The sequence below is a fragment of the Bowmanella yangjiangensis genome (genome assembly GCF_018531185.1).
GTDB classification, from domain to species: Bacteria; Pseudomonadota; Gammaproteobacteria; order Enterobacterales; family Alteromonadaceae; genus Bowmanella; species Bowmanella yangjiangensis.
This window is the reverse complement of record NZ_JAHDJU010000002.1, coordinates 1225572-1250307: the sequence shown is the minus strand read 5'-3', so window position 1 is coordinate 1250307 and position 24736 is coordinate 1225572. Positions and strand designations below refer to the sequence as shown.

The 24736-nt window shown below is 45.5% G+C and carries 21 protein-coding genes; 7 read left to right on the top strand and 14 right to left on the bottom strand.

The window, feature by feature from the left end; all coding sequences use genetic code 11:
* The 12 genes from KJY73_RS14775 to KJY73_RS14720 all read right to left on the bottom strand — a co-directional run bounded on the left by KJY73_RS14775 (position 1) and on the right by KJY73_RS14720 (position 13244).
* Complete coding sequence (locus tag KJY73_RS14775; protein WP_214344469.1) at positions 1 to 840, bottom strand: hydrolase 1, exosortase A system-associated; 840 nt, start codon at positions 838 to 840, stop codon at positions 1 to 3.
* Entirely contained in the window at positions 833 to 1618 is a 786-nt protein-coding gene (locus KJY73_RS14770) for an alpha/beta hydrolase family protein (protein ID WP_214344468.1), read from the bottom strand. The genes KJY73_RS14775 and KJY73_RS14770 overlap by 8 nt, the downstream gene beginning before the upstream one ends.
* A 54-nt stretch (positions 1619 to 1672) precedes the next feature.
* Positions 1673 to 2521, bottom strand: coding sequence for a glycosyltransferase family 2 protein (locus KJY73_RS14765; protein ID WP_214344467.1), 849 nt, complete (start codon positions 2519 to 2521; stop codon positions 1673 to 1675).
* Positions 2522 to 2563: 42 nt separating this feature from the next.
* On the bottom strand, positions 2564 to 3526 hold the full coding sequence (locus tag KJY73_RS14760; RefSeq protein ID WP_214344466.1) for a right-handed parallel beta-helix repeat-containing protein: 963 nt from the start codon (positions 3524 to 3526) through the stop codon (positions 2564 to 2566).
* Between the two features lie 27 nt (positions 3527 to 3553).
* Positions 3554 to 4246 (bottom strand): tetratricopeptide repeat protein, encoded by a 693-nt coding sequence (locus KJY73_RS14755; RefSeq protein WP_214344465.1) that lies wholly within the window; start codon positions 4244 to 4246, stop codon positions 3554 to 3556.
* A gap of 4 nt (positions 4247 to 4250) precedes the next feature.
* A complete protein-coding gene (locus KJY73_RS14750) occupies positions 4251 to 5321 on the bottom strand; it encodes a GNAT family N-acetyltransferase (protein ID WP_214344464.1) in 1071 nt (356 codons plus the stop codon).
* Between the two features lie 39 nt (positions 5322 to 5360).
* Positions 5361 to 6635 carry a glycosyltransferase gene (locus tag KJY73_RS14745; protein ID WP_214344463.1) on the bottom strand — a complete coding sequence of 425 codons (1275 nt, stop codon included), beginning with the start codon at positions 6633 to 6635 and terminating at the stop codon, positions 5361 to 5363.
* A 44-nt stretch (positions 6636 to 6679) separates the two neighbouring features.
* Entirely contained in the window at positions 6680 to 7726 is a 1047-nt protein-coding gene (locus tag KJY73_RS14740) for a GNAT family N-acetyltransferase (protein WP_214344462.1), read from the bottom strand.
* Between the two features lie 33 nt (positions 7727 to 7759).
* A complete protein-coding gene (locus KJY73_RS14735; RefSeq protein ID WP_214344461.1) occupies positions 7760 to 8935 on the bottom strand; it encodes a DegT/DnrJ/EryC1/StrS family aminotransferase in 1176 nt (391 codons plus the stop codon).
* Between the two features lie 3 nt (positions 8936 to 8938).
* Complete coding sequence (locus tag KJY73_RS14730; protein WP_214344460.1) at positions 8939 to 9898, bottom strand: polysaccharide deacetylase family protein; 960 nt, start codon at positions 9896 to 9898, stop codon at positions 8939 to 8941.
* Positions 9895 to 11643, bottom strand: coding sequence for an asparagine synthetase B family protein (locus tag KJY73_RS14725; protein ID WP_232848612.1), 1749 nt, complete (start codon positions 11641 to 11643; stop codon positions 9895 to 9897). Before KJY73_RS14725 ends, KJY73_RS14730 begins: the two co-directional genes overlap by 4 nt.
* 353 nt (positions 11644 to 11996) lie before the next feature.
* A complete protein-coding gene (locus tag KJY73_RS14720) occupies positions 11997 to 13244 on the bottom strand; it encodes a glycosyltransferase (protein ID WP_214344459.1) in 1248 nt (415 codons plus the stop codon).
* A gap of 232 nt (positions 13245 to 13476) precedes the next feature.
* On the opposite strand from KJY73_RS14720, the gene KJY73_RS14715 reads away from it, so the two are divergent.
* The 7 genes from KJY73_RS14715 to KJY73_RS14685 all read left to right on the top strand — a co-directional run bounded on the left by KJY73_RS14715 (position 13477) and on the right by KJY73_RS14685 (position 22165).
* On the top strand, positions 13477 to 14511 hold the full coding sequence (locus KJY73_RS14715) for a FemAB family XrtA/PEP-CTERM system-associated protein (protein ID WP_232848611.1): 1035 nt from the start codon (positions 13477 to 13479) through the stop codon (positions 14509 to 14511).
* 113 nt (positions 14512 to 14624) lie between these two features.
* Positions 14625 to 16619 carry an acyltransferase family protein gene (locus KJY73_RS14710; protein ID WP_214344458.1) on the top strand — a complete coding sequence of 665 codons (1995 nt, stop codon included), beginning with the start codon at positions 14625 to 14627 and terminating at the stop codon, positions 16617 to 16619.
* Positions 16620 to 16650: 31 nt separating this feature from the next.
* Complete coding sequence (locus KJY73_RS14705) at positions 16651 to 18147, top strand: lipopolysaccharide biosynthesis protein (protein WP_214344457.1); 1497 nt, start codon at positions 16651 to 16653, stop codon at positions 18145 to 18147.
* A gap of 2 nt (positions 18148 to 18149) precedes the next feature.
* Positions 18150 to 19301 (top strand): glycosyltransferase, encoded by a 1152-nt coding sequence (locus tag KJY73_RS14700; RefSeq protein WP_214344456.1) that lies wholly within the window; start codon positions 18150 to 18152, stop codon positions 19299 to 19301.
* A gap of 207 nt (positions 19302 to 19508) precedes the next feature.
* Positions 19509 to 20462, top strand: coding sequence for a Gfo/Idh/MocA family protein (locus tag KJY73_RS14695; RefSeq protein ID WP_214344455.1), 954 nt, complete (start codon positions 19509 to 19511; stop codon positions 20460 to 20462).
* A gap of 3 nt (positions 20463 to 20465) precedes the next feature.
* On the top strand, positions 20466 to 21050 hold the full coding sequence (locus KJY73_RS14690) for an acyltransferase (protein WP_214344454.1): 585 nt from the start codon (positions 20466 to 20468) through the stop codon (positions 21048 to 21050).
* A gap of 2 nt (positions 21051 to 21052) precedes the next feature.
* Positions 21053 to 22165: a DegT/DnrJ/EryC1/StrS family aminotransferase gene (locus KJY73_RS14685; RefSeq protein ID WP_214344453.1), complete on the top strand. Its 1113-nt coding sequence runs from the start codon at positions 21053 to 21055 to the stop codon at positions 22163 to 22165.
* Here the strand turns inward: KJY73_RS14685 and KJY73_RS14680 are convergent.
* Together KJY73_RS14680 and KJY73_RS14675 are read right to left on the bottom strand one after the other, a co-directional pair.
* The gene (locus tag KJY73_RS14680; RefSeq protein WP_214344452.1) at positions 22162 to 23487 is read right to left on the bottom strand and encodes a putative O-glycosylation ligase, exosortase A system-associated; all 1326 of its coding nucleotides are present in this window, start codon (positions 23485 to 23487) and stop codon (positions 22162 to 22164) included. The genes KJY73_RS14685 and KJY73_RS14680 overlap by 4 nt on opposite strands.
* 53 nt (positions 23488 to 23540) lie before the next feature.
* Positions 23541 to 24731 carry a glycosyltransferase family 4 protein gene (locus KJY73_RS14675; RefSeq protein ID WP_232848610.1) on the bottom strand — a complete coding sequence of 397 codons (1191 nt, stop codon included), beginning with the start codon at positions 24729 to 24731 and terminating at the stop codon, positions 23541 to 23543.
* Between the last annotated feature and the right edge of the window lie 5 nt (positions 24732 to 24736).

The following is a 24736-nucleotide window of genomic DNA, read 5'->3' as shown; positions in this document are numbered from 1 at the left end:
TTAAACTTGGGACATTTCCATGACCATATTAACTGTAAGTTTTTCTACCTCACGCTTCCAAGCCTGGCAGGAAAAAGTATGGTCGGCATCGCTGATACGATGAATTTGGACCTTCTCATTTTTAAATCCAGTCCACCCTTTTATACCAAGCGCCTGTTGCTCAAACTCTCTGGCCGTCAAGTCTACGCCACTTAGCACAAGCAAGGTGGTACCACCGAAAGCATTGAAGCCATTTTGCATACGTTGTTGATAACTGCCTTGTTCAGCCGCCTGCTTGCTGACACTATCCTTAAGGTGCCCTCCGGCATCTCGCAAACTACCGCTAAGGTTAACTCCACCACTTACCAATTTTTTCCAAAATGCCTTGCTAAAAAGTCTTTTCAAATAATAGTGGCGCAGCATGGTTTGTCCCTTAGCGCCACTGTTCTCCAGCCAGGGATTAAGTAGAATCAAGCCTTTAACCCTGTCATCTTTAGAGGCATAAATCATTGCCGCAGACGCAGCATCACAAAGCCCCCAAATTACCACGTTATCGATATCTGCATTAGCATGGAATGCCTGAATTGCCTGTGCAATATCGTCATCTATTGCCTCAAAGGATTCCTTTCTCCCTTGACTGTCCCCCATACCACGATAATCAAAACGCATGGATGGAATACCAGCATCAGCAAGTGCCCTGGATAGTTGCACAAATTGCCTGTGGCTACCGACCCGGTATTGTGGCCCCCCAACAATCAACAACACGCCAGTTCTAGTGCATGACTCTCCTTTGCCTTTATGCACAATGCCTATACAGCAATGCTGACCCACATCAAAACTTATCGCCTTTTCGTTATGCATTACATCCAATCCCTTTCAATACCGCTTCATTTAAGTCCGGTTCGTCAAAGATCTCAGGAGACTGCCAGAATGGTTTGCTGGGTAACGCAAAAAACTGATGGGTTGGCCACGCCAGACGATATTTGTCCACCGCAGGTAATAAAGTGGTACTACCCAATTCATGCCAACAAAGTGAGGACAGTGGCTCATCCATGGGGATCTGCATAGCTTCCAAGCTCGCCACTAAGGTTTCAGACAGGAGGTATCCAGCGATCTCTACCGATTCTCCCTGGCGAATTTTCCCCCGCCAATCTACCTTCTCAGCATTCCCAGCCAAGGCCTGATTGGTTACTTTCAAACGCAACAGTTGATTGACCAATGTTTTACCCGAGGTTATAGGCTTCCAAACTAACTGACGAGTTACGGGTAGCTGCTTAACCAATTCGGTTTGTCCATCTAATTGCAGTAGGGCACCAAAACGTACCCCCCACAAAGTCAGCGTTTCCATACCTTGTGCCATCATCCATTGGCCTACGGCAACAACATCTTCACGCCATCTAAGCGCGCAGCCCTCTGATAGCTCCCCCTCACTATCCCCCGTGCCATAGTAATCCATCAGCACACAGCCCATCCCTCTCGAAGCGAGAACCTGCGCCTGCTTGGCGATAACCGCCCGGGACAAATTCATTTCTTCAAACAAGGGTGGCAAAATTAATATGGCATGTTTGGACATCGGACCAAACTGCGTAGCAAAAAGATACCCATCTGTAGTGGGTACAAAATGACCGGATATCGTCATTATTCTCATCTTTAGTTGGGAGTAAGGATAAGTACTCTGAGTAAAGGTTTAGTACTAAGACGCTCTCGACTGAACTTGCTCGGCGATCTGTTGCTTGGTTTTACTTAATGACCAGAAATAGCCATGCTTTTTGAAGTAATACAACAGCCCTAAGGCATGTTTTAGCACAAAGCGGTTAAACTTAATGCCTCGAGACAACTCTTGAGCATCATGGACCATAGCCACGTCAGGCAGATAAGCAATTTTGAATCCTGCTTTCCATACCCGTAGACAATAGTCCACGTCTTCTGGTGCATAGAAAATTTCCTCATCAAGTGGCCCAACAATGTCAAATACCTCTTTGCGTAATAACCAGCAGGCGGAAATCAAGTAATCCACTTCAATGGTCTGCTGGGGTTGTTCGGTACTTTGTTCCATGCCACGCAGGAAGAAATAGCGATTGAGCTTGCGCTGTAAGGTAGGAAACTCATCATAAGACAACTGAAAATTACCGGAACGGTAATTTAGTCTCGGTCCCACCATTCCGTAATCAGTGTGACTATCCAGAAAGTCACGCATTCTTTGCAGGCATTCCGGAGTTATAAAGGCATCGGAGTCTAATACGAGTAAAAACCTTCCTTTGGACGCCTTAATTGCTGCATTCCTGGAACGTGTAGTGCCTAAATTAGTCTCAGAATACAGTACCTTAAGCTTATCTCCATATTGTGATTGTGCAGCGTTAAGCAGAGCGACCGTCCCATCAACAGAACCGTTTTCAAATATCACGACTTCACCATGAATACCGACCTTTTCCATCGCTCCAAAGGCATACTGCAGGCATTTATCCACACACTTTGCAGAATTAAAGGTCAGAACAATAATACTCAGTTCAACAGGGGTATCACTGGCGAGTGAATTTGACATGGCGTTCCTTTATTTAGTTTTCTGTTGTTATTGTTTTGCCAGTTACTGAAGTGTAGGCAAGGCTGGCGCAGCTGGTAGTCCGGCTTCTTCGCGACTCGAAAATACCATGTTCCCTTCACGCAACGCCGCTGTAGGACGGCCCACAATTAAATTCCCAACAACGTATGGAACAACTTGGTCATTCTTAATGTGCAGTAAGGTATTACTACCATTTCGTTCCATTAAAAAGATATTGCCACTGGCCTCGATACTATTAATTTCGTGCTTGTAGCCTTCAAGGCCGTAACCAATCATATCGCCGTTAGACGTTTGATCACCTTGTTGCAAAATGCTGTCTCTGACGATCAACACCCCGCCGTTTGGAATATCCAGCAACCTGCTATCTACACCATCCAACGACGCAACAGTCGTTCTCTCTATCACCGTCTTCTGTGCCCGAGACTTGATTTCCATTCCTTCACTTTTTGATGCCAGAAAAAATGAATCAACGATATAAAGTTCGCCACCACCCACATAGATGCCATGGGCTTGACCGTTCTTGCCCAAACGTTCAAAACGGCTATTACGGATTACTACCAGTCCAGGTTCATGCCCGGTCAAGAGTCCTTGCTCCGAATCATGAAAATACACATGATTGAGTTCCAGATTTTTCCCCTCAAAACGTACACAAGCACCGTTTTTATGTGGCACGCTGATCCCAGAACACTCAATATGCTCAATGACGATGTCGGAAGCCCGAATAACAAGTGGACCTTTACCCTCAATCGCCGCCGTCTGCAAATGGGTTTTTCCTGGTACACCACGAATAGTGACAAAATCGGTTTTCAGTACGGCAGCCTGGTTATAAATACCAGCCCCAAGCTCAATCACGTCACCAGGTTTGGCCTCCGAAAAAGCATCTGCCAATGAGGCGACCGGCCTCCCTTGCAGCAATATCTGCGGTGCAGCTAGCACACCGCTGGCAAACAGGCAGAGTGTTAAAAAAGATAACACTGTTTTAGACATCGATCGTCTGACGCCACTCATACTAAATTAGTGCCCCTTCGCTTTTAATAATCGGTCTAAGCCGTCGAGTGGAAACTTCTTTTCCCTAGCTAGCTGATAGTAACGACGGGCTTCATCATAGTCGCCTTTATTAAACAGCAGTAAACCCAGGTTATAAGCCGTTTCCGGATTTTCATCGCGCTTGTAGGCTTCACGATAATGATGCTCAGCCAACTCATATTGCTTTTGCCTATGCAAGTAAACTGCATAGGCCAAATAGAGATGCGCCTGGCCAGGTTGGAACTGAATAGCTCGCTGAAAGTAGCATTCAGGGGGAGTCTTGAAAGGAACTATAGTCACCTTACGAATAGCCGACTCACGCTCTCTTCGCCTCTCCAAATCCATGACAGCTTGCAATGCAGGAACATGATTAGGATAGGCCCTTAGCGTATAATCATATTCCTTCATTGCTAATTTGTAATCGATTTCGGTTAGCGTCGATTTATCCGCTACGTGCCCATTACCCTTACCATAGTGAATTCTATCTATTTCCCATAAACGAGCTTTATTCCATAGTTCACTGTCTTTGCCCGACGCCATTACTTCAAAGTAATCATAAGGGCCAAAGCCTTGACTGTTCCCCTCACATTGCCGTCCATTTAAAGTATTACCAAACCATCCCAAGGAGAACACTTGAAATGACAAACAATTAAGGAACAACAGAGCTACCAGCTTTTTCATGTTCTTACTCTTTTCCTCTCGCTCGCAAGAAAGTCGTTTTAAACCATCTTCTCAACTTAGCGCTTAAAAATGCAACTTGCCCCTTAAATGTTTTGGGATATAAATGAACGCATAGATGCTCCCGCACGTCATTACACCAAATCATCTTGTGGGGCATAATATCACCGAGAAAATCAAACTCCTGATAACCCTGTTCTATTAACAAACGAAGATCATCTTCCACCAGCATTGCGCCTGGCGAAATATCATTGAAGTCATTATCAAATGACGTTTTCATCTGTCCCACTACACCATGGTCACGATAACACAGGTTATAGGCGATGGGCTGCCCTTCGGACAGCAAGACACTTGCCCATAATTTATCCTGAGTAGCCAACCAGGGTAGTAATTTTTCGTAATAGGAGGACTCTCGCTGATTACTGGAAATGTCCATACCTGCGTCTACTTTCCAGCTTTTTTGTTCAATAAATAAAATCATCTCCAGCAATTCTGGCAACGCCTGTTCAAAACGTTGAACTTGCAGTTCAGGCCGTCCATCTAATTCTTTCTGACGATGGTTAATTTTGTATCTAACTTTGCGACTCTTGGCACTCAGAATTGTTTTCCAGTCCTCCTTGAGGGGCATAAAAGGAGAACTATCGCCAGCCGTTTCAATATAGTCAAATGCACTACTGCTCTGCAGAGCTTGCAGGAATGGCGCATCCTTTGTCACCCCAACCCAAGACAGCACGCTAAGATCCATTTCGGCCATATTGTCTCGCAAAGTACACAACACATCATGGGTAAATTCCGGTTCCACAATCAGTTGCTGATGATACGACACCATATTTCCGGCCGCTTCGATCCGCCCATGATGTCCCGCAGAAGCATAAAAGGGCAACGCCCCAACAAGACGCTTGTCTTTATAGAACATCATTACCTTTACGGGTTGGGAGAATGCAGCACTGCAACAAGCAATCCATCCCGGGCGCATCGACGGATTAAAACTAAAACGCTCAATCAGTGCTTCCCATTCCTGGCCGTTCTTATCGATGACTTCATCCAGCGCAACTATTTTGCTTACCAGCTTTTGCACAACAACATACCCATAAAATTAGTGTTTAAGGTTATCCGACTAGTTATCTTTAATCTTCACCAGTTCATTCAGTGTCTGGGCTAGTCTGGCAGTCAAACTTCGGCGTGAATACTGCTGAATTTTAACCAAATGCTCAGCTTTAGGAGCCCCTCCTAAAGAATCCATAAACACCTGGAGGTTCGTTTGAATCTTTGCTACATCATCAAGAGGTGCCCGGCAGTGCATATCAAAGTATGCCAACAACTTTGCCGTTTCACCTTGCTCATCCACCAAGCCTAAAATGGGTTTGTGGCACCGCAGGTATTCGTAGAGCTTAGCGGGTACCGCCGGGTTGGATGTGGCCCCCTGAAAAATTAGCAATCCGTCGACATTAGCCATTTCAGTTAAGGCCTGTTGGTATGGAATGGCCGGCGCCAATCTGACTATATCGTCTAGCCCCAACTGATTAATCATTTCTTGATAAACCGAGTCATAACCACTAGCCCTGAAGATAATCTCCAGATTATCCGAGCTAACCTTTCCGCATTCTTTCAGTTCCCTTACAGCCTGCAAAAAACCCTGAGGATTGCGGTCCGAGCTGTAATACAAGACGCCGCTGTGCAGCAAAGTTTTCTTTTGTTTTTCTATCTCAGGCAGTGGGATAGACTGCTGCGCGGTAATTTCCTGAAACGCTTGTTCATCGTAACCATTTTCGATAACACAGAGTTTTGACGGGTCCATCCATGGATAACGCTCGAAACAGATCTGTTTAGCGCCATCGGTGCAGAACACCAACTTAGCCGCATGTTTGGCGGCCTGCTTCTCGATCCATAAGCGAAATTTCCTGACATACCTATCCGCCGGGGCCCAATGTTGAGTTACCGCATTAAACTCCACCATAGGATCGCGAAAATCGGCAACCCATGGTTTCCCAGTTAGCCGGCTTATTGCCCAGCCGATATAGTGTGCGGTAGCAATAGGATAGGTCGACCAGATGACATCAGGTTTGAATTGCCAATTAAGCAGTAAACCTTTAGGTACTGCACTGAATATCCAACTCGACCAACGGTCCGGCCAAGCCAAGCAATTGAGGTATTTCCCACGAAATGCAAGGTGTCGGGCGGAATCCAGACACAGAGAGCGTTTAACCACAACCTGTTCGGGTACATCAAGTCCGTTTGAAATATTTTCGTGTGCCGCTGGATTGACCGTTAACACCATGGGGTGCCAGCCAAATTCGCCTAAATACTGGCTAAATCTGAGCGTTCTCTGCACTCCACTGCTTCCTGAAAATGGCGGGTAGTGAAATGCGATCATCAGTACTTTTTTCGACACGCTAACTATCCTTAGATTGACCTATGACGTAATACAGCAATTCACTATTTAGAAAACCTTTTTTTAAACCACGACTTAAACAAATCGAAGTAATAGAACAGTCTACCGCTCAGACTTTTTCTATAAAAAGTAACCTGGCTTTGAGAGTAAATATCATTGGTCCACTTCATTTTTGATGGCTCCACTACTCCCATATAATCGTAAACCGTCACATTATGCGCTATCAGGTATTTAACGATCTCCAGGTTCAATAGATTTCCCGGAGAATAAGCATTAAATTCGCTTTTGTAGCTCATTTTTAAATTTTCGAATACACCATTGAAAAGCATGCCATAACAATGCGCGACCGGTTGTTCATCGACAAAGAGGATAAAAGTTTTTAGCCAACCTTGTTGCGCAGCAACCTCTGAGAATTTTTCGTAAAAGGCCTTCTGCATCGGATTTTTCGTTATTGAGGTGCCATCCTGTTCTTTCCAGGAATTTTTCTCAATTTCGTAGATGTGCTCCAGCATTTCTGCACATTTTTCCGGCGTCTCATATAATCTGGCTTGCACATCCCCCTGCTCTGACAGTTTTTTCAAACCATTTCTTAGGGTATACCGAAACTTCTTATCGAACCTCGCAGTATATTCATCCAGTGACGATGGTAAGCAGATATAGGGAGATTGAATGACTTGTTCAATCTGGTGTCTCAAGCCATTTTTATTTAGGCTTGCCACTAACTGATTTTGCGCAACGGAGTTATCTACCAGAAGCAAACGACTCTTGTGCCATCCTCGCAGACTTTGCAAATTATCCAGAAACAGGTCCATAGACTCTGCAGGCGCAGCGAGGCTAATAGCCACACTGCTTCGCGTTGAGTATTTCCAGCACCCTTGGTGTAACGTTTTAAACGGCAAAAATCGATATTCTTTCTCAACAAAACCTACAAAACAAACGGCCCCCGAGTTGTCAACTGCATTAATTTCAACAACGTCAGGCAACTGGTGAACATCCTTAACTGCAGCAAACCACTCTGCCGTATTGCAGACTCCAGGACTGGTGATATCCGGTATATTTGAAACCAGCAATTTGTTTAATTCATATTCCACGCTAGCACCGAAAGAGTTGAGTTTCAGATAGCTCTACAGGGAGCTTTTTTGACTAAATAACGTATTCACCACTTTTTTGGTGTGATGAATATCAATCGAATTAAGATTTTGATGGATAGAAAAACAGATCATTGAACCAGATAAGTAGCGGGCGTCATCCACCGCTGCCTGAGAGGCACTTTTTCCATCGAAAAGAGAGGCATGCAGTTCTTCACCAAAGGTGAAAAAGCTAACGTCATTCGCCAGCAGTTTGTAGTCATACTGGTTGCGATTTTCCAATATCACCGGAACAGCCCAAGGCACAACATTAAGCTCTAAGTCTGCATAGGGAAGGTGAAATGCTTCAACTTTGGAAAAATCATCTGATAAATCCTGATAGTTCTTCAAGATCCCGGCAACTTGCGAATTGAATCTGGCATTTTTAATCATGTATTTACTCAGCCAGGGGATTTCAAAATCGTAATGTAATTTATCAACCGGATAAAACGTAACCTCCTGAGAAGTTTTGACCGGCGCGTCAAAATCAACCCTCACCTCATCCTGATAGTGATAGTGCCCCAGAATGCGTCGCAGGCCCAACAGCATATTGTCAAAAATATGCTCTGCAATCTGCTTTCCCAACCTGAGTGACTGTATTAAGGGTTGTACTGGCTTCTTCTTCTCTGTTTTCTGCAAAGTAGCAGGGACGCGAGCCACCCACCCACCTCCTTGAACAGACGGTAGCATTTTCCAAAAAGAGTAAATGCTGATATCTCCCCTGCCGCCCGACAATCTAACAGGAGAAATCGCTGCAACAGAATGAGAACAATCCTCGATAAGTAACGTGTTGTTCGCCTCACATAACGTTGGCAACGCTTGAAGAGGTTGTTCGAAGCCGAAAAAATTAATAATCACGACAGCTGCAACATTTTCATTCAGTTTGTCAGCCAATTCTGCAAAATCGATCTGAAGATCTTTCTTTATGCGGTAGTACTCAACTTCGAATCCCGCCTTCAAAATAGGTTGAACAACGGTAGGGCAATGAAATGCAGGTATCAGCACTCGCTGACCAAATATAGATTTATCTATACGCGAAAAGACATCGTACAGCGCCGTTCTGGCTTTGTAGGAAAATTCACCGCCTTTTTGGACAAACTCATCCACGACATTGCCAGTAAAACTTGGCAACACTGAGGTAAGGGTGGGCGTTGGGTGGGGCTTACGTCTCATAACCTAAATCTTATGCCGCAAAATGTTCAGCAGAAGCCGTATATGGAATTTCAGCTTTGAGCGATCCCAGGGCGTAAAACGAGGCAATGCAAACGCTGACGTCTCCTGTTTAGCAGCCCCCCAATTTGTTATCACTGCACTGCTAAATCCCAATGATTTGACTATATCAATTGTGTCTTGTGTCAAATCTTTTGGCCATACACCGTTGGGATAGGCAAAGTGCTCAACGGGCTGTTTCAACCAGGCTTCTATACGTTGCTTGCTGTCCCGAATTTGCTGCAATTGCTGTTGTTCATCCAACACCGCCAGAATAGGATGCTCCACCGTGTGGGCTCCAATTGTAACACCCAGGGCTGCTAGTTGGCGTACTTGCTCCGGTGTCAGCATTTTACTTTGCGCTTCGACAACCTGAGGATTCAACGCGTAAAGCTCGTCTACAAAGGCGTCACGTTGAACTGGCGGTAAATACTTACTCTTCCTCAACAGGCTATAGGCAATTTCGCGGCGGGCGTCATCCTGCTCAGGAATCTGAATAGTTTCACCGGGTAAGTTCAACTGCTTCAGGTCACGCTGTTCAAACAAATGCAATATGCGGTCATTCCACATATTTTTCCCTTCACTGAAGCCGGTGGCAATATAAACGGTTGCTGGTATCCCATGTTTCTCTAACACCGGCTGGGCCAAGGTCAGGTTGTTCAAATAGCCATCATCAAAAGTGACGCAAACCGCATTGCTAGGTAGGGTTTTATCAGCTAGTCGCCTAACCCCCTCTGCCAGGGAAATCGGCGTAAAATAACGTCGAATCAAAGCCATCTGCCAGTCAAATATGGCAACGGTAGGTTCATTTGGTCGCAAGGCATCATATTCAGGTAAAACCTGATGATAAATTAAAATGGACAGCCGCCCCTGGGTCAGTATACGTCCCCCCAACGCCAACATGGAATGCAGCAAGTTTTCTATCATTGTCTCTGCATCCAAGCTTCAAATACCAACATGATCCAAATTAATTCGCCATAGTAACCCTGATGGCCTTGCTGATAAATATGCATAGCTTGATCAACAAACTCAGGTTGCATGATCCCCCGCGTTTTAAAGGAAGTAAGCAACTCATTAGTCAAAGCCTGCAACGCCGGTTCTTGCTTCATCCAAACCCCAAATGGTAAGCCAAACCCATGCTTGGATTTATTTAGGGTCTCATCAGCCAAAAATCCTTTGAAGCTGTTCTTGTAGAAATAGCGAAGCTTGTTGCCCGGTAGTTTTTCACTACTTGGAACACGGCAACTGAAGTCGACGAGCTCTTTCTCAATTAAAGGAAAGCGTACTTCGACACCAGCCAACTCACACATTTGTGTGACTTTCACCAGGTCGTTGTCTGCCAGGGTAAATTTCCAGTCCAAGTAAAGCATTCGTTCCAGCATATCTGCGGCTGGGCAAGCGTCATAACGTTGCTGGTACATTTCCCCTGGCACATTAGGATCAACAGCCTGCCACACATTGTCAGTAAACATGCTGGCAGGATCCATGCGCTTTAAGAAATTGTATGTATGCAATCGGTGCGGCATGGGCACCCGGGCTTGTTGTATGTAGCTACGAACTTTCTTTCCAACGGGTAATTGTCCAAGCGGTGAATCATAAAAAAGTGCATCAGCAGTACCACGTAGCCATCCTGGCAGATTGTGGTAAACCTCAAATATTTTTTGCTTTGCATAGCGTTCATTGCCTCCAAACAATTCATCGCCACCATCTCCCGCCAGTAGGACTGAAACACCATGTTGCTTAGCGAATTTGGCACAAATATACGCGGCAAGCGCTGAAGAGTTTCCGAAAGGCTGGTCGAATGCCGCTGCAACCTCAATAAAATGCTCGGTAATCTCACCCGGCTCTAAATAGTGAGTCAGGTGCTCAGTGGTAAAGTGTTTGGCAGTAATCTCAGCATAAGGTGTTTCATCGTAACCCTTAGCGTGAAAACCGATAGAAAAGGTTTTTGCCGGTGTTTGCTGCTTGGCCAACATTCCTGCCACGGTTGAACTGTCCAAACCACCACTTAAAAAAGCGCCGCACTCTGGCCCCGCATTCCAGGCCACAGCCTTCTCTACGAGGTTGAAACACTCTCGTTGCAAAGCTTGAATATCAGTATCCACGTCATAACGGGGTATATACAACGCCAAGGGCTTAACGCTCTGCTCACTCAGCGATATCCCGCTCCCAGGCAACAATTTCTGCACATTGGCATACAAGGTATAAGGGCCAGGAATGCAGTGATAGTAGAAATAGTTGTAAACAGATTGCGGCGAAACCGAGGCGTCATCGCCCGTCACGTAGGCTAATCGAGTGCCCGCCAGGGTAGTCCCAGCTTGATGCCGCCAATACAAAGGTAAGGCACCGACATGGTCATTGACCATTGTCATCTGACCGCTACGACGACAGCCAAGCAATAAAATAAAAAAACCACTTATCTTGGGGTAAAAAGCAGCGGGGTCAGGCTCTTCGAGCCATAGGTTTTCGAGCCATTCCAGGTCAGATTGATTCGGATAAGGCTGCCCATAAGGGCGAATTCTGCCAAGCACTCCAATATGGAGTTTTTCAGACTGCCAGACATGCATGTCTCGGTGAGAAGTGAAACTCAGTGTAGAATTAAGACCGTCTGTCCAGTGATACGACTGTCCTGATTCACCAACGTTTTTCTGCTTTAATTCAAACGACCACATTAAATCCATGTCCCAACAAATCTGCTTCTAACCACATGTATATTGAACCGGTGTTTTTACTAACTGATGACAAACCTCTGGCGGTTATGAGCTCCAGCATTCGGAAATTTCATCGAGTTTTGATTGTAAAACCTACTGGTACACAATGCTTGTGGTTTTTCCAATAAATTTATGCATTTACCTATGCGGAATATACCGATACTTTAAGGCGAATAGAACCTTATTCGAAATTTCCTGGCATATATCTAGGTATTTATTTTTAAACAAGGTATCCGCTGAGAGTAAAAACCGAATAAAAGACGGCTTCCCCACTACAAACGAAGAAGTACAAACTCCAAATCCCCTGCGAGGTATTACTCACTTACCACTCGCGTTAACAGAGCTGATAAGGTTTCACCTTGATGACCTCTGGAGTATTGTTTCAGCTCATCATCTGAAAGAAAGCGAAATACACAATTCGGCGACAACAAAGCCAGCAGCGCCTGCTTTATAGCTGATGTGTCGGTAAGCGGAACAACAACACTTCCACCGACTAAATTAAGCAGTGTCGCGGTATCCCCTTTTTCATCTGTAAGCGCGAGTATGGGCCTTTTCAATCTGATATATTCATAGGTCTTAGCGGGAATCTGGTAATTACAGCTAACGTCCTGCAGTATTAGTAGCGCACTGGCCTGTTTCATTTCCAAAAGCGCCTGTTTAACCGGCAAAAGTGGTTGCACTTCAACTATATTTGTAATTTTCAATTGCCTGATTTGCTCTTGCCAGTAGGAATCCATGCCCGTCCCCCTTAGAACGACTTTCAAGCGGGTAATAGCAGGATTTTTTTCGGTCTGTAATTGAGCAATAGCGTCAAACAAATGGCCTGGGTGACGGTCATAGGTATTTATTGTGCCGCTATGCAAGAGGGTAAAGGTAGAATTGACAGCTTGGGTTTCGGCACTATCTGCCATCAATGGATCAATTAGCACCTCATCATAGCCATTTGGTATCAGCTGCCAAAATGAATCAGGCTTCTCAGGATATCGCTCTCGATATAGCTCTAACGTGCCATGAGTAGTTACTAATATGCGCTGACAATGCTTCACCATTTTACTTTCGATCCAATAGAAAACACGTTTCAAACGTGCATCTTTTGGAAAGCAGTCCTGAGCCATTGGGTCGCGTAGATCCGCTATCCACGCTGCGCCGGTAAGCTTGTGCAGTAAATAACCAATAATGTGCGCAGAGGCAATAGGATAAGTCGATATCACGACGGGGATGCGCTCACGCCTGATGGCCCACCAGCCACGTATGACTGCAAAGGGGATCCAACTCTGCCAACGATCAGGCAATGCCATCCAACTCAGGTATTTACCTCTGAAAGACAATTGTCTGACCGCATCCCAGGCCCAAGCGCGTAAAACCCTTACTCCCTTGGGTATGTAGTCTGCCTGCTGAGGATGCCAATCAGCGTAGGCTGACAGACTGGTTGTGAGCAACGTCACTGCCCATCCCTGTTCAGAAAGATAGCGCGTGAAAGCCAAGGTGCGATGCACGCCACTGCTACCTTGAATGGGAGGATAGTGGTAAGCCACATACAATAGACGTTTTTTTATTCTCACACTTATACATCAGGTAATGGCGTTCAAAAAACCACCGGGTGTCGATTCTTTTTATATCGAATCATGTCCCATAGCTGGGGGTCAAATCTATTCTATACAAGCTGTAACCTTGGTCGCTTTCTCAAACTACAGCAAGTAATTGGCTAATTGCAAATTAAAGCTTAGCTTGCAAGCCGTGCGCACCTGATGTCAAATTAAGCGGATTTTTTGGTCGTGCAATGAGTAGGCGAAAATGATGGAAATTAGTCAGTTAAAAAAGGAACAGCTTGGTGAATGGCAGGCTTATGTCGACCAGCATCCTGATGCCACCCCTTACCATCATGCCGGCTGGGGACAAGCAATCACTTCGGCTTACAAACACACTAGTTATTATTTTGCAGCGAAACAAGACGGTAAGATAGTCGGTATACTGCCTGTTGTTGCGATAAAGCCGCCGCTTAAGTCGACTCAATACTGCTCTCTGCCTTTCTGCGATGTTGGTGGGCCTCTGGCAAACGATAACCAAACTGCACAACAGCTTATTGATTTTGCCGCCGAGTCGCTTTGTACGGAACAGCCAGAATTATTCAGTTTGCGCTTAGCTGGAAAGCTCGTTCCAGAAGAGGAACTATCAGCACAGGCCAAAGTGAGAATGTTACTTACCTTGCCAGGAGATGCAGAGACTTTAATGGCATCATTTAAGTCCAAACTGCGCAGCCAGATTCGCAAGGCCGAAAAAAATGGCCTGACCTGTCAACTAGGACGAAATGACACACTACTGAAAGATTTTTATCAGGTATTTGTTGCCAACATGCGAGACTTAGGCTCACCTGTGCATGGTTTTTCTCTGTTTGAGCAACTGGCAAAATGCTATGGAGATAGCATTCTGATGTCGGTAGTCTACTATGAGAATAAACCTGTTGGTGGTGGAATTGTGTTGATGACTAAAGACCGCGCATCAATTCCTTGGGCTTCCACTTTACAGGAATACAACCGGCTTGCGCCAAACATGATGCTATACTGGTCGTTGCTGGCCCGGATAGCTGATTCAGGTCGCAAGGAATTTGACTTCGGTCGTTCGACGCCTAACGAAGGTACCTATAAGTTCAAAGCGCAATGGGGGGCGACTCCACATGCGTTAGAGTGGTTTGCTTATAAACAGCTGCACGAAGATAAACTCAGCACCTCATCATCCGCCAGGCTGTTGGCGGAAAAAACCTGGCGGCATATGCCCCTTGGTGTGACAAAAGCAATTGGTCCTATGCTTAGGCGTTATATCAACCTTTAAGCTTCCGAGATCAAGTATTACGCATAAGTGGCCCTTGTCATAAGCAGCACAAAGTCCTAGTACAGCATCGGATGTATCGAAGTAACCGTTAAATAAAATGCGGAACACTTCGAATGACATCTTACAGACGAGAAATCGACGGTCTTCGCGCAATTGCCGTAATTCCTGTGTTGTTTTTCCACGCTGGCTTTGATGGATTTCAGGGCGGATTCATTGGTGTAGATATTTTTTTTGTGCTCAGCGGCTATCTGATCTCTTCGATTATTCAGGCGGATTTACAGCAAAATAAATTTTCCATCCTGACGTTTTATGAAAGACGCGCCAGACGTATTCTGCCAGCCTTATTTTTTATGCTTCTGGTCAGTGGTTTTCTCGCCTATTCATTAATTGACGCAGATGCTTTTGCAAATTTAGCTCAAAGCAGCCTGGCCGTTCTTGGCTTTGTATCGAATCTCTATTTCTATTTGGAATCCGGGTACTTTGCTCCGAGTTCGGAAGAGCTGCTGCTATTGCACACCTGGAGTTTAGCGGTAGAGGAACAGTTCTACGTCGTGTTTCCCCTACTCCTAGCATTGATTTGGAAGTACAGCCGAACTCAACGCATGGGGATAATTATTGCTCTAATTCTATTATCTTTGGTTTATTCCATTTATTTGGGAATCATTGGGCAGAAAGACGCAAACTTTTACTTACCATTCGGCCGGAGCTGGGAGTTATTGGCCGGAGCACTTGTTGCCTTGAGTGGGATAACAGCTGAGCGCTTTCGGCGTTGGCAGCAGGAATTGATGAGTCTATTGGCATTATTGGTATTGTTCGGGTGTATAATTTTTTATGACAGTAACCTTCCCTGGCCGAGTTTACCTGCCGTCTTGCCAGTATCTGCTACCCTCATACTACTGTTATTTTGTACCCCCTGCACATTTATAGGTAAGCTACTTTGTCACCCATTAATGGTAGGTGTTGGCCTCATCTCTTACTCACTTTATCTTTGGCACAACCCGCTATTTGCAATTGCTCGGATTAAATCGCTACAAATCCCATCCCAAGAGACATACATTTTGCTGATACTACTGAGTGTTTTACTGGCTTATCTAAGCTGGCGATATGTAGAGGCGCCATTCAGAGATAAACAAAAAGTATCAAAGCAACGAATTTTTAAGTTCTCTGCTGTTGGTGCCGCCCTGATAGGCATCTCGGCATTAGTTGTAGTAACCATGGATGGTCTACCGCAACGCTTCTTGCTACCTAACTTGGCAAACACGATTCAACACAGCCCCAAACGAAATGAATGTCACACAGACTCTAGCAAATACCTCAGACCCCAAGATGCCTGCCGTTACTTTAGTAAACCAGTGAAGTGGGCCGTGTTAGGTGACAGTCATGGTGTTGAACTGGCTTATGCATTAGGGGAGATCTTGGCCAAACAGCATCAAGGTCTGCTACACCTAACATTCAGCTCCTGCCCGCCAACCCTTGCTCAGGAAGTAACATCCCAGGGGTGCCAAGCATGGACAAATGAGGCTGTCTATTTGCTCGAACATTCAACCGAGATTACCCATGTTGTTTTGACGTATCGTTACAGTGCCTATTGGTATGGATTCAAAAGTCATCAAGGATGGCAGTCCCCAAAGTACTTTATTCCACGGGCATACCAGCATCTGCCGGAGACTAAAATTGGGGAGCTGCATTGGCAGGGCTTGACAGCTATCATTACCCGGTTATTGAAGGCTGGTAAAACACTTTACTTGACCTATCCAATACCAGAACTGCCGCACCATATTAATAAGTTGATAACCCCTAGATCGATTTGGTCAGATGAATTCTCAATAGAATTAGACAAAGCATTAACCCTTGAGGAACATCAACATAAAAATGTCATACTTTTAGAGAAAATGAATAGTCTTCCATTCTCCGAACGATTAATCGCTATCGACCCCAGTGAAATTTTCTGTGACGCCATATACTGCTCTGCAGCAATGAATGGTAATGTGTTGTATTTTGATGATAATCATCCAAGTCTGTATGCAGCTTCGTTAATTGCCAGAAAGATTAAACAAACGGAATTAACCACTCCGTCAGTAATTGGTGCAGTATCCAAAGCTGAGTAGCCAGCCATTTTTACGTTTGGAATAGGATTTAATGACAACGACACACAGCAAGGTGTTGTCTGGGGCCATGTTGATGATTGCCCTGAGACTAGCTGTAAAATCTATGGGTATGGTCAGTACTATTATATTGGCCAGGCTGCTGCTACCAGAAGACTTCGGTTTGATAGCACTAGTTATGTCTGTTTATGCGTTGCTTGAACTGATCAATGCATTTGGTTTTGACGTTGTACTAATTCAAAATCAACAAGCAACCGAAGAACATTACAATACGTCGTGGACCTTGAAGATAATTTTCGGTTTTTTGGCTTGCCTTATGATGCTATTTGCAGCATCACCTCTTGCTGATTTCTATCAGGACGTTCGTGTAGAGCATCTGGCTTATTGCTTATCCGGCATGTTTGTCATTAATGGTTTATGCAATATCGGCACAGTAAACTTCAGAAAAGAGCTCAATTTCAAAAGAGAGTTTCATTTCGAGTTCCTGGTCAAACTACTAGCAGTAACATTTACCCTGATTGCCGCCTATTTGCTCAGAAATTATTGGGCCCTGGCACTCGGTATGCTGTTTAACACTGTGATTCGATTGCTGCTGTCCTATACAATGAGCACTTATCGACCCACTTTTTGTCTTAGCAAATGCAAAGAACTCTATTCTTTTAGTAGCTGGCTGTTATTAAACAATGTGTTGACCTACCTAAATATGAAATCCAAAGATTTGATCATAGGTAAGATGGCTGGCGTGCAATATGTAGGTCATTACAGTATTGGTGATGAGTTTGCAAACTTACCCAGCACGGAATTTGTCGCTTCGGTTAATAGAGCCACCTTCCCCGGATACGCGAGAGTAGCTCATGACCGAGCAGAATTAAGAGCACTCTATCTTAGTGTTCTGTCATCCATCGCAATGGTTGGTATCCCTTCAAGTTTTGGCCTTGCATTAATCTCCCCTTATTTTGTTCCGGTAATATTGGGGGAAAATTGGCTGACGACCATTCCAATCCTGCATTTGCTAGCCTTAGCCAGCGCGTTAATCTGTGTAAATACCAATGTGGGTTATGTGTTTATGGCCATCGGCAAACCTAAATATACCACTGGCCTTCTAGCTTTGAGAGTGACTATTTTACTCTCGCTGATGGTGCTATTTATCGGTTCCTCGGGGTATATGGGGGCTGCCTACGCCGTATTGATTACAAGTTTACTCATGTTTCCTCTTTTTACCTGGGCCATTTGCCGTTGCCTTAAATTAAGCCTCTGGGATTACTTAAATGTGTTGTTACGACCATTAGTTAGTGCAATGGTCATGTACGCAGGTAGCAGCTTGATCTTTTTCAGTTCCTTAATCGTCCCAACCGAAACACCCAGCTTTTTGCCAACGCTTTGGGACCTGATGCAACTAACCGCCGCTGGACTAAGTATCTACATTGCAACACATTTTCTGCTGTGGACCATTCAAGGAAGACCTCCTGGACCGGAGAAATACCTTGTCGACAAATTATCCCATTCAATCAGGACGAGAACAGCGAGTTGAACATGCTAATATCTGAACAGGCCGCACGCTCTTTCAGCCACTTTGATATCATTGCTATCGCACCGAATATATGGACATCGCAATGGATGAATCGACAACAGTTGATGAGCAGAATTGGCGGTTATACCAAGGTTGTTTACTCATCCGGATTACCTTTTAGCTGGCAACGACGTCTCCCAGGCGACCTGTTTCATCTTCCTACCGGTAAATTTGAGAAAATGGACAATGTGTGGGTAGATACTCCCCCAGGATGGATGATAAGAACGCCACGGTTACCAAGACTGGAAAGACTCGTTCTTGCGCAGCATGCTGAGCGTTTACAAAAAAACCTCAGTAATAAACCCAGGCTGCTCTATGTATTTCACCCGATGTTTGCCCCCTACCTGGACCATATTACCTTTGACAAGCTGGTTTACCACCCCTATGACGACTTCGCTAAACAAGGCACTTTTAGTCCGGAGATGGCACAGCAAGAAGCGCGGCTGATGGCTGAAGCCGATTTAGTTATCACCCCATCTCAAGGTGTCAGCGAAGAGCTGGCCAAACGATACGGCAGAGACAACGTTGAAACAGTGCACAACGGCGTTGACTTCGAATCATTTTCACAACCGTCGAACTCATCCATTAAACTCAACGAAGGCCAGAATATCGCCTATCTGGGCAGCATAAATGTAAAGGTCGACATCCCCTTGCTGTTGGAAATTAGTCGTCAGCTTCCCAATGCGTTTATCCATCTAGTCGGCCCCGTCGGCGTTATGGGCGATAAGCAACGAGATTTTGAACAACTAAAGCAACGTCACAACGTCATATTGCACGGTCCCGTTTCTCACCAGGCATTGCCGGGCATTGCACAACAAATGGACTGTCTTTTGATGTGTTATGACACCTCACCGACCTTATGGGCTCGACATGCCTATCCTTTAAAGCTGAACGAATATCTGGCAACCAAACGTCCTGTGGTCAGTTGTCCACTCCCCTCTGTTCCTGGTTTATCGAGGTTGCTTAGTGTCGCGCAAACACCGGCAGAATGGGTAGCAGCCATTCAGGAAATTCTGGCAGGACAATACCAGAAGCTCGATACGGGCTTCAGTTATGCACAGCGACAGGACTGGAATAGCAGAGTCGAGCAGATTGGCCACTTGCTCATGTTCTGAATACACAATGCTGTATGCACTTTTAGGTATTTTTTATGTACCGCACAGGTAACACGTTTTCTTAAATGAATCTCTATGTCATTGTCCTGACTAAGAGGTATTTATTCATTTTGCAAATAGGTAGAATCAGGGACGAACGGAATGGAATATCAATTTAAAAGATGTTGTTCGGTCCAAGACTGTTTAAATTTGGAGTAATAGTTGACCATGAAAAACTTTGCATTGATCGGTGCTGCCGGCTATATCGCCCCTCGTCATATGAAAGCGATTAGGGATACACAGAATAATTTGGTGGCTGCGCTGGATAAGAATGACTCCGTAGGTATCATCGACAGCTATTTCCCTGAAGCCAGTTTTTTTACTGAGTTTGAACGTTTTGATCGCCATGTGGATAAACTCCGCAGAGCCAATCACGCTCAAAAAGTAGATTATGTCAGTATTTGCTCTCCCAATTACCTGCATGATTCACATATGCGTTTTGCCCTTCGTTCTGGCGCCGATGCTATCTGTGAAAAACCTCTGGTGTTAAATCCATGGAACATCGATGGACTAATGGATATAGAAAAAGACACCGGTAAACGAATTAATACCATTCTGCAATTGCGTCTACATCCAGCCATCATCGAACTTAAACAAAAAGTGGCGCAAGCCGACAGTCAGCACAAGTTTGATGTTGAACTCACCTACATAACCTCTCGGGGTAACTGGTATCTTAATTCCTGGAAAGGTGATGAAACCAAGTCTGGCGGAATAGCGACCAATATTGGCGTGCATTTTTATGACATGTTGCATTTTGTGTTCGGCGCATTGCAGCAAAATCAGGTGCATTATCATTCCCCAACCTGCGCATCCGGTTATCTCGAGTATGAAAAAGCCAGGGTAAGCTGGTTTTTGTCTGTAGATGTCAATCACATCCCCGAGCAAGTGCGGTCACAAGGTCAGCGCACTTACCGAGCCATTCGTGCTGGTGATCAGGAAATTGAGTTTTCAGGTGGTTTTACCGATCTGCACACTGTCAGCTATCAGGAAATACTAGCAGGCAGAGGTTTTGGTCTGGAGGAAAACCGCGTCGCCATTGAAACAGTATCAACTATACGTGACGCCAAACCTTTAGGATTAGTAGGTAACTACCATCCCTTTTTGCGCAACATTGAGAAATAAGTCATGAGCAATTATCAGGTACATGAAAGCGCCATTATTGATCCCGGTGCGCAGATTGGTGAAGGCTGCAGAATCTGGCATTTCGTGCATGTTTGTCCTCAGGCTAAAATAGGTAAACATGTATCCCTTGGACAAAATGTCTTCGTCGGAAATAAAGTAGAAATTGGCGATAACTGCAAGATCCAAAACAATGTCTCTGTATATGACAATGTGTTTCTCGAAGACGATGTGTTTTGTGGTCCAAGCATGGTATTTACTAACGTCTATAATCCCCGCTCGCGAATAGAAAGGAAAAATGAATACCGTGATACCTTGGTAAAACGCGGAGCAACCTTAGGGGCTAATTGCACTATCGTTTGCGGCGTGACTATTGGGCAGTACGCTTTTGTTGGTGCTGGCGCAGTGGTCAACCGAGATGTGCCGGATTTTGCTTTGATGGTAGGTGTTCCCGCGAAACAAATTGGTTGGATGAGTGAGTTTGGTGAGCAATTAGATTTACCACTACAGGGTGACGCCACCACCACATGCACACATACAGGCGCACTGTATACCTTGTGCCAGGGAACACTCTCCAAAGAGGCCAAATAGACATGCAATTCATTGATTTACAAGCCCAGTACCAGCATTTGAAAGCACAGATTGATCGCCGAATAAGTCAGGTTCTAACCCAAGGCCACTACATTTTGGGGCCTGAAGTCAGTGAACTGGAATCCCAACTGGCCGACTACGTTGGTGTTAAACACTGTATTACCTGTGCCAACGGCACCGATGCGCTGCAGTTGGCCTTGATGGCGATGGGCATCGGCCCGGGTGATGCGGTGTTTTGTCCTACCTTCACTTTCTTTGCCAGCGCGGAGGTTATTTCTTTGGTTGGGGCAACACCGGTCTTCGTGGATGTGGATCCCCATACCTATAATATTTGCCCGCAGGATCTGGAACGAAGAATCCAGCAAATTCAAACTCAAGGGAAACTTTCAGCCAAAGCGATAATTGCCGTCGATTTGTTTGGTTTACCAGCCGATTATTCATCTCTTAGCCAGATAGCAAAGCGTCATAATCTACGTCTTATCGAAGATGGAGCTCAAGGTTTTGGTGGCAAGCTTAATGGTAAGGTTGCCTGTAGTTTTGGCGATCTGGCGACAACCAGCTTTTTCCCAGCAAAACCACTGGGTTGTTATGGTGATGGTGGAGCACTCTTCACCAATAATAACGAGACCGCCGAACTGCTTCGTTCACTGCGCCTGCATGGCAAGGGACAACACAAATACGATAATGTAAGAATTGGGCTCAATAGTCGGTTGGATACAATACAGGCGGCTGTACTGCTGGAAAAACTGACGGTTTTCCCTACAGAACTGGAAAGACGCAATCAGGCCGCACAAGCATACTCAAGTGTAGCCGCCAAACTTGGTTTCATTACCCCACATGTGCCGGAAGGATATTACAGTTCATGGGCGCAATATTGTCTGCAGGCAGAGGAGCGTGACAAAGTCATGCATAGCCTCAACCAGGCTGGTGTACCAACCATGATCTACTATCAAACATGTATGCATCAGCAAACGGTCTACAAAGCTCAGTATCAGGCAGGCGACTTCCCTATTGCCGAATCCCTGGCACAGCGCATTTTCAGTTTACCTATGCACGGCTACCTGACAGAACAACAACTCGAGCAAATAACCTCCGCTTTGCAGCAATCCAGCTAGGGATGTCGTTGCAGTAACGCTGCAGATGTTCCTGCCCCCCTGGTGGGAACATCAGTTTCGGACTCAGTTGCTGATTTTTTATCCGCCAAACGGCGACGGACCTCGATATTCACTAGAATCGCGATAGTCATAAGTTCGTATGGCATGTTCCAATAGGCCAGTCCCAAAAATGCGCCGGTACTCATGTAAGCAATTTGGGTTACCTGGCTCATCTGTGAAAAGGTCACACACCATTTTAACTCCACATGTCCTTTGGCCAACTTGGCATTTTGTGCCGATAGCCGCCACCAGCCCCACAGTATAATTAAATAAATCGCCAGACCTGGCCACCCCAACTCGCCAAGCACTTCAAAGTAAATACTGTGAGCATCATGCACATCCTCCGGTGAGGGGGCATAAACAGCAAATGACAATGGACTCCAGAATCGGTAACCACCACCGGTGAGCCTATCATTAGCCACATTGTAGGCGGCCGTCCAGGCATTGATACGCCCCATAGCTGAGCGGTCTTCTTCATAGGTTTTAATCGTTTCCATACGTTCAAACCAATGATCTGGCAAAAAGGGCACCGCGCCCAATACCGCAACTATGCCCAGCACAGCCAAGGGTGCCTTATATTTACTCTTTAACCATAGGAAACCCGCCGTCGCGATGAGTCCCAAAAAGGCACCGCGCGAATAACTACCGACCACAGAGATAAAACATAACCCCATAGTGACCATCAGGGCTCGCTTTACCCATTTGTTTTTAGCTTCGCTAAATAGGAAAAACAATAGCGGAATAGTCATTAGCAGCGCCAATGCCAGTTCATTATTCCCTTCAATAAAGGAGTCCGGAGGTCCCCAAACCCGGAACTGGGCTCCGGTCAGTACCGTAAAGATCCCACCTTTCACGCCATAGAATGCCAAAGACAAAGCAATCACCCATATCATCGCCTTTATCCTGTGTTCGCCCTGACAAATCAGAATCATAAACACAATACCAATCTGAATCTTGATAACCCGACTCATTTCGGCAATGGCCCAATCGGGATGCAAGGCAAATAAGGTACTGAAAATACCCCACACCATAAAAATTAACATCCATATATGCAGGCGATGCCATTGAAACTGGTCCTTATCCTTTTGAAATAAAAATGCGGTGGCGGTCACCAGAAACATCATAAAGAACAATGGCAACGAGTAACTGATGGTCCAGGGAGATAATCTGTGTGGGCTCATATAAGTGATACACAGCATCACCAACACGCCGATGTAAGGCTGTTTAAAAGTGCGATAGCAAAAGTACGCAAACAGCGACAGAATGAATAAATCTCTTAGCACCCCAGCCCCCGTTTAATCCATTGTTTTACAAGCATAATTACATTGCCGGTTTGCTAAGGACACTGGCTTTCAACCAATTGTCCAAAATGTTCAAAAAGTAATTGGCTGGTTGCTTCCCAGCTAAAATTTTCCGCATAACGACGAACATCATCCCGTTGCGGATAAGCCTGCATTAGTGACTGGATAGCTTCAGTGAGTCCTTCTACGCTACGCTCACTAGCCAAACAGCCAGCTTCAGGACTTGCAACCACCTCTGGCGTGCCCCAAATTGCAGTCGCGACTACAGGCGTGCCACAAGCCATAGATTCTAGCAACACATTTGCCCAACCCTCACGACTGGAAGCCAGCACCATAATATCTGCAGCAGCGTAATAGTCCCGTAGTTGTTGTCGATTCAATAACCCGGTAAAACGAACCCGCTCAGCAACCCCTAAAGATTCGGCTAAACTCTGCAATTGTTGCCGCCAAGGTCCATCACCAATAACGCATAGTTGGCATTCAGGCAGCCCCACCAGGCACTCTATAACGAGGTGATGTCCCTTAAGTTCGATCAAATTGCCAACAGACAACAAGGTATAGCGCTCCAAACCAAGACGCTGGCGTAGCAACTCTCGCTGCGGTTCGGGGGAAAAATGCGCTAAGTTAACGCCATTTCTGGCCACCAACGCACTTTTAGCCTTTGGCTCTATTTGTTGCATCTCATCTGCCAGCGCCTTGCAAACGGCGATGGGTAACTGACTGTTTCTCAATGCCCACTGAATAACGCGTCTGGGCCAGGGGAAAGTCGGATACAAATGAATATCACTGCCACGAGCAGTTACTGCCACGGGTTTATCTAGTCGTTTACCTAACCACACGGCGGCGGCGCCATCAGGATAGAAAAAGTGAGAATCAATTAAATCGAAAGCTACCCCCTGCTTTTGCAGTTTACGCAAAAAAGGCAACATCCATAACGCCATTAAAACTGGGGCGAGGTTCATGCCGATTTTGGGTAAAACGGGATAGCGGGGATAATAAACTTGCACACCATCACGAATAGCCTGCTTCTCAACCCGGGCCATTTTGCCGTACTCACCGAACTTGTTACTTTTGATGGGAAACCAAGGCACAGGGGCTACGACGTGCAAAACCACGTCTGGATGATAACGACGTAGTTCCCGCAACCTGTTTTCAATAAACACTCCTAACCTTGGCTGCTCTGAGTTGGGAAACAAGCTGGTAAAAGTTAATATCCTCAGTGCCATTCTGA